The organism is Streptomyces bobili (genome assembly GCF_002154575.1).
GTDB classification, from domain to species: Bacteria; Actinomycetota; Actinomycetes; order Streptomycetales; family Streptomycetaceae; genus Streptomyces; species Streptomyces bobili.
The window spans coordinates 1-6,365 of record NZ_MUBA01000147.1; the positions used below are offsets into that span (position 1 = coordinate 1).

General features: G+C 70.0%; 6 protein-coding genes. 4 read left to right on the forward strand and 2 right to left on the reverse strand.

What is annotated here, in order from left to right; genetic code table 11:
• Nucleotides 1-2,088: MMPL family transporter (locus BZL64_RS13025; protein ID WP_086769264.1), on the reverse strand; the 2,088-nt coding region annotated here is incomplete at its 3' end.
• 230 nt (nucleotides 2,089-2,318) lie between these two features.
• On the opposite strand from BZL64_RS13025, the gene BZL64_RS13030 reads away from it, so the two are divergent.
• Entirely contained in the window at nucleotides 2,319-3,281 is a 963-nt protein-coding gene (locus tag BZL64_RS13030) for an ATP-binding cassette domain-containing protein (protein WP_086769267.1), read from the forward strand.
• Nucleotides 3,274-4,050 carry an ABC transporter permease gene (locus tag BZL64_RS13035; protein ID WP_086769269.1) on the forward strand — a complete coding sequence of 259 codons (777 nt, stop codon included), beginning with the start codon at nucleotides 3,274-3,276 and terminating at the stop codon, nucleotides 4,048-4,050. Before BZL64_RS13030 ends, BZL64_RS13035 begins: the two co-directional genes overlap by 8 nt.
• Nucleotides 4,051-4,391: 341 nt before the next feature.
• Here BZL64_RS13035 and BZL64_RS13040 read toward each other — a convergent pair whose 3' ends face one another.
• The gene (locus tag BZL64_RS13040; RefSeq protein WP_229894502.1) at nucleotides 4,392-5,360 is read right to left on the reverse strand and encodes a helix-turn-helix domain-containing protein; all 969 of its coding nucleotides are present in this window, start codon (nucleotides 5,358-5,360) and stop codon (nucleotides 4,392-4,394) included.
• A gap of 246 nt (nucleotides 5,361-5,606) precedes the next feature.
• Here BZL64_RS13040 and BZL64_RS13045 point away from each other — a divergent pair, with 246 nt between their 5' ends.
• The gene (locus BZL64_RS13045) at nucleotides 5,607-5,849 is read left to right on the forward strand and encodes a hypothetical protein (protein WP_086769273.1); all 243 of its coding nucleotides are present in this window, start codon (nucleotides 5,607-5,609) and stop codon (nucleotides 5,847-5,849) included.
• 305 nt (nucleotides 5,850-6,154) lie between these two features.
• A complete protein-coding gene (locus tag BZL64_RS13050; RefSeq protein ID WP_086769275.1) occupies nucleotides 6,155-6,358 on the forward strand; it encodes a hypothetical protein in 204 nt (67 codons plus the stop codon).
• The last annotated feature ends 7 nt before the right edge of the window (nucleotides 6,359-6,365 follow it).

A 6,365-nucleotide genomic window follows, 5' to 3' on the forward strand; every position in this document is an offset into this window, starting at 1 on the left:
GGCGTCCAGCAGGACGGCGACCGCGAGGCCGACGCCGAGCTGCTTGAAGTCCTGCATCTCCAGCGTGCCGAAGACCGCGAAGACGGCGACCATGATCAGGCCGGCGCTGGTGACGACGCCCGCGGTGGTGCGGATGCCGTGCGCGATGGCGTCACGGGTGGTGGCGCCGCGGTCGTAGGCCTCGCGGATCCGGGAGACGACGAACACGTGGTAGTCCATCGACAGGCCGAACAGGACCACGAAGACGAACAGCGGCATCCAGGACTCGACCGCGCCGATGCCCTCCGTGCCGACCAGGGAAGCGCCCCAGCCGTGCTGGAAGACGGCCGTCATCACGCCGTACGCGGCGCCCACCGAGAGCAGGTTGAGGACGATCGAGGTGAGGGCGATGACGGGGGAGCGGAAGGAGAACAGCATCAGCAGGAAGGTCACGCCGAGGACGAAGGCGAAGACCGGGACGATGCTCTTCTTCAACTGGTCGTTGTAGTCCACGGAGAAGGCGAGGTCGCCGCGGACCAGGGCGGTGGTGCCGGCGACCTTGCCGACGGTGTCCGGGACGAGGGTCTCGCGCAGGGTGGTGAGGGCCTTCTTGGAGGTGGCGTCGGAGCCGTCCCCGGCCAGCGGGACGCTCAGCTCGGCGATGTTCTCCTTCGCGTGGACGGTGACGTCGATGGCCTTGCCGGTCTGGCCGGAGGCCACGGCCTTCGCGCGGAAGTCGGCGATGGCCGCCTTCATCTCCGCGGAGTCGATGTCGGTGGCCTTGACGATGACGCTCGCCGGCGCCGGCGAGCCGGGGAAGTCCTTCTCGATCTGCTGGGAGACGACCACGGTCGGGTTGTCCTCGGGCAGCAGCTTGTCGGTGCCGAGCTTCTCCGTCTTCATGCCGAGCGCGGGCGCGGCCAGGGCGAGCAGGAAGGCGACGGCGAGGACGGCGAAGACGGCGGGACGGGCGAGGACACCGCGCAGCAGGACGCTGTCGCGCCGCGGAGCGACGGAACCGGAGCCGGCGGAACCGGCGGCGGCGCGGCGGGCGCGGCGGCGGCCCAGGAACGGGATGCGGCCGGCGCCGATCCGGTCGCCGAGCATGGCCATCAGGGCGGGCAGGACGGTCATGGAGCCGAGGACGGCGATGACGACGACCTCGATGGTGGCGATGGCGAAGCCCTCGAACACGGTCAGCCCGGACAGGAACATGCCGGCCATGGCGACGCACACCGTGATGCCGGAGATCAGCACCGAGTGGCCGGAGGTGGCCGCGGCGATCTGGAGGGCGGTGGCGTGGTCGCGGCCCGCCTCGCGCTCCTCGCGCTGGCGGCGCAGGTAGAAGAGGCAGTAGTCGACGCCGACGGCGAGCCCCATCAGGAACATCATGGAGTTGGTCATGCCGTCGACCGGCACCACATGGCTGGTCAGGGCGAGCAGGCCCATCGCGCCGACGCAGGCGGTCACGGCGAGCGCGATCGGCAGCAGGGCGGCGACCAGCGCGCCGAACACGGCGAGCAGGATGCCCAGCGAGACCGGCAGCGCGGTGTACTCGGCGCGCACGAAGTCCTCGCCGAGGCTGTCGTTGATGGCCTTGAGGCCGGTGGCGGCGCCGTACTGACCCAGGGTCACGTCCTGGTGGGCGGCGTCCGTCTTCTCCACGGCGTCGATGACCGGCTGGACGCGGTCCGCCGCGGTGTCCGGGTCGCCCTTGACGTCGTACTGGATGAGCGCGGCGTGCTTGTCGGCGGAGACCAGCTGGGTGGTGTCGGGGGTGCGGACCCGGGTGACGAGGCCGGTGGCCTCCAGGGCGTCGGTGGTGTCGGCGACGGCCTTGGTGAACGCGGGGCTGTCGGTGGTGAGTTCGTCGCTGCGGAGGTAGATCAGTTCACCGGCGGGTTCGGTCAGTCCGGCGTCCTGGAGGATGCGCTCGGCGCGGCCCGAGTCGCCGGTTCCGTAGTCGGCCTCGGTGAGGTTGACCTGGCCCGCCGAGCTGCCCAGCGTCATCACCAGAACGACCAGGACGAGCCAGCCGAACACCGCGGTCTTCCGGTGTTCGGCACTCCACCTGCCGAGTGCGGCTGCGAGGTTCCGTTTGGCTGCCATTTCGCTTCTTCTCTCCTGCGGCATGGGGGGTGCGGGGTTCCGGGAAAAAGCTTGGCGCGCGCTCGCGGGCATTCGTAGGTCTCGCGGAGGCAGCATGTTGCGGCTGCAGAGTGCTGCCATGCCATAGCGGACATTACGGGCACCTGGCCGGTATTTATCCTGCTACCTTCACGCCTCGGAAAGGGAATCCACACACACTCGGAGAGATCCAGAAGAGGGCGGGGAGGGGCATGGAATTCGCCATTCAAGCCGAAGGGCTGAAAAAGCGATTCGGTGATCACGAAGTGCTGGCCGGTGTCGATCTGAGCGTGCCACCGGGAACGGTGCTCGGACTGCTCGGCCCGAACGGCGCGGGGAAGACGACCACGGTGCGCACCCTGGCCACCCTCCTCGCGCCGGATGCCGGCCGCGCGACGGTGGCCGGATACGACGTGGTGCGCCGGCCGCGCGAAGTGCGCCGCAGGATCGGCCTGGCCGGGCAGTACGCGGCCGTGGACGAACTGCTCACCGGGCGCGAGAACCTGGTCCTGATCGGCCGGCTGATGGGCCTCGGCCGGCGCGGCGCGCAGACCCGGGCCGAGGAACTCCTCGACGGATTCGGGCTCCAGCACGCGGCGGGCCGGCCCTCGAAGACGTACTCCGGTGGCATGCGGCGGCGGCTCGACCTGGCCGCCTGTCTCGTCGCCTCGCCGCAGGTGCTGTTCCTCGACGAGCCGACCACCGGGCTCGACCCGGCGAGCCGGATCACGCTGTGGCAGCAGGTGCGCGAGCAGATCGCCCGCGGTGTCACCGTGCTGCTGACCACGCAGTACCTGGAGGAGGCGGACTTCCTCGCCGACCGCATCACCGTGTTCGGCTCCGGCCGGGTGATCGCCGAGGGGACCGCCGACGAACTCAAACGGAAGGTGGGTGACGAGCGGCTGGAGATATCCGTCGAGCGTTCCGAATCGCTCGACGCGGCGGCGGCGGCGCTCGGGCGCGCGGTGTCCGAGGCGCCGGTCGTCGACCGGGAGACCCGGCGGGTCGCGGTGCGGCTCGTGGACGGCATCGGGGGAGTGGCCCGCGCGGCCGCGGAACTCGAGCGGTCCGGGGTGCCGGTGACCGACTTCGCCGTGCGGCGGCCCTCGCTCGACGAGGTGTTCCTCCAGCTGACCGGGACGGGTGCGCAGACCAAGGAGAGCGGCGATGAGTGAGGTCCTGGCCCTGACCGGGCGGCAGATGACGCATCTGCGCCGGACACCCGAGAAGATCATCTCGGTCTCTCTCACGCCGATCGCGATGGTGGTCATCCTCGGCTATCTGTTCGCGAGTGTGATCAGCGTCAAGGGCGGCGAGTACCACGACTACGTGATGGCCGGCGTGTTCGCCCAGGTCGGTCTGGCCTGTGTGGGCGCCACCGCGCTCGGGGTGGCGTCGGACCTGCGGGCGGGGCTGACCGACCGGTTCCGGTCGATGCCCATCTCGCGGGCCTCGGTGCTCTTCGCCTACACGGTGGCGGATCTGGTCACCGCGGCTGCCGCGATGGGCGCGGTGGCGGGCATCGGCCTGCTGGTCGGCTGGCGCATCCACGGCGGGTTCTTCGAGGCGGTCGCGGGTTTCGCGCTGCTTCTCGGATTCACGTACGCGATGCTCTGGCTGGGCGTGCTGATCGGTCTCGCCATGCGCAACATGGAGGCCATCAACGGCGTCACCGCCCTCGCCCTCGTGCTGTTCTCGTTCCTCTCCAACTCCTTCATGCCGCTGCGGGGACTCCCCGGATGGCTGCGGGCGGTCGCGGAGTGGAACCCGGTCAGCTCGGTGGCCGAGGCATGCCGGGTGCTGTGGGGCAACGCCCCCGCCTCCGCGGGCGCGAGCCTGCCGGTACGGCATCCGGAACTGGCCTCGGTGCTCACCCTGGGCGTGCTGCTGGCGGTCGTCGTACCGCTGGCCCTGCGCGCCTTCCGCTCCGCCGCGGCCCGGTGAGCGGCGGGTGTCGTGGCGCCCGGCGCCACAGCCGCGACACCCGCCTCCCCCCGGGGGCGGCTTCGGCTTCCACAGCGGGCCACGCGGCCCGCGCCGCTACGGCGGTTCGCTCTACTTCTGCTTCTGCGGCGGTCCGTGCCACATCTGGTTCTGCGGCGGTCCGTGCCACATCTGGTTCTGCGGCGGCCCGTTCCGATTCCGGTTCTGCGGCGGCCCGTCCCGCTTCTGCTTCCGCTTCTGCGGCGGTCCGCGGCGCCCGTGTTGTCATGCCGGTCCGCGTCACCCTCGCCTCCACGCCGGCCCGCCTCGTCCGCGCGGCCGGTTTCGGCGGTCCTGGCGGGTCAGTCCGACGTGCCGCTCTCCGCTGTCGCGCCTCTCAGCCAGCCGCGTTCTCCCGCGAGGACGCCGGCCTGGAAGCGGCTGCGGGCGCCGAGCTGGCTCATCAGTTCGGCCGTGATGCGGCGCGAGGTGCGCACCGAGACTCCGATCTTTCTGGCCACCACGTCGTCCGTGTAGCCCTGGGCGAGGAGGCTGAGGATGGCGCGGGCCTGGCTGGACAGGCCGGTGCGGGAGTCGGTGATCGGCTCCTGGCCGTAGGGTGTCGCGGCCTCCCAGACGTGCTCGAACAGCGAGCACAGGGCGGAGACCAGGCCCTTGCCGCGCAACAGCAGGGCGCCGGAGGCGGTGTTCTCCGGGTCGGAGGGGACCATGGCGACCCGCCGGTCGAAGATGATCAGCCGCAGGGGCAACGTGGCCACGGTGCGGACCCGTCCGCCGAGGTCGGTCAGCCAGTCGAAGTGCGTGGTCATGTCCGGGTCGCTGAGCGAACCCTGCAGATAGACGCTGCGCATGTGGACGCCCCGGCTCAGCAGGCTCTCGTCCAGCGGGCGGACCGCGCGGCGGGAGTCGGCCGGCTGTCTGCTGAGCGGGATGAAGGCGCTGAGTTCCTCGGCGCATTCCTGGGACAGTTCCTCCAGCCGGGCGCGGATCATCTCCAGGCCGGTGATCCGCTCGACCTCCAGTCCGCGCTGGTTGCGGACCGCGTTGTGGTAGCTGTCGATGATCTCGGTGACGGCCTGGCGGCTGGTGGCGATGGCCTGCTGGCGTTCGGCGAGCCGGACCTCCTCCTGGGTGAGCAGCGCGGTCAGCCGCAGTTCGGGGTTGACGACGAGGAGTTCGCAGGTGGTGTCCCCGGAGGGGCGGACGAGAGCGAGGCGGGCCAGCTCGTCGAGGGCGTGCCGGACCCGTTCGACGGGCCAGTCCAGTTGCGAGGCGAGCCCCGGCACATCCAGATGGGGTTCCCCGATCATGGCTCGATACAGACATTCCGGATCCGATGCCAGCCCGAGTATCCGCAACACTCTTCGCCCCCTATGTACGTCTTCGGACCACGTACCAGTCTCCCGCTCTCCCGTCCCCGCGGGCTAGGTAGATCGTCAGTGACGGCCCCGGCTGTCCGACCGGAATGAGACACCTGTGGCGCGATTACAACCGAAGTTGACCGATTGTCGGCCAAGCTGCGCGAGCTTGCTATGTACATGATTAATGTGCGTCTGATGCCCGGTCCCGGGCCGCTGGACGACCGCGAACTGCGCCGGTCCGTCCGGGAGGTGGCCGGCACCCAGGACGGCGTCCAGCACGTCTACGCGGAGGTCGGTGCCGATGGCGCCGACCTTGTCCTGTTCGTGTCCGCCTCCACCCAGGCGGCTGCCCACGCCGCCGCGCGGCGGGTCGTGACGCGATCGCTGCGGGTGGAGTCGCTGCGCGGCTGGGCGATCCGGGACTCCGCCGGCGACTGACCGCCCCTGGCCGCCCCTGGTCGTCCTCGGTCGCCCCTGGTCGTCCCCGGTTCCCGGAATGTTTGGCTCCTATTTCGACGGGCCCCCATACGTCATGGGGGAATGGTTAATTCCCTTTTAGCGGAGCCTGGAAATCAATCTGGCATGACGTTGTCACGGCAGGACCCTGACAGACGAAAGTCTTAACCCAGGAGTCACAGGTTGTAAGAATCAACGCATCGACGAGATGCCCCGGAAACTTTCTCCGAAAAACTCCGAGCGGGCCTCTCTGAATTATCCGACAAAGTTGAAACGAGGAATTAGTCATGCGATCGATGCTTCGCATCACAGCCTGCACCGCCGTCGCCGTCGCCGCCATGGCGGTGGGCGCCGGATCCGCCTCCGCGAACACGCTCAGCGCGGGCACGGCGACGACGGTCACGGTGCCGGCCGTCGGTGAAGCGGTCGCCGACCTGCTCGGGATCCTTCAGGGGCTCGGCGGCTTCCACCGCGAACCCGAGTGGTCCTGACACGGGA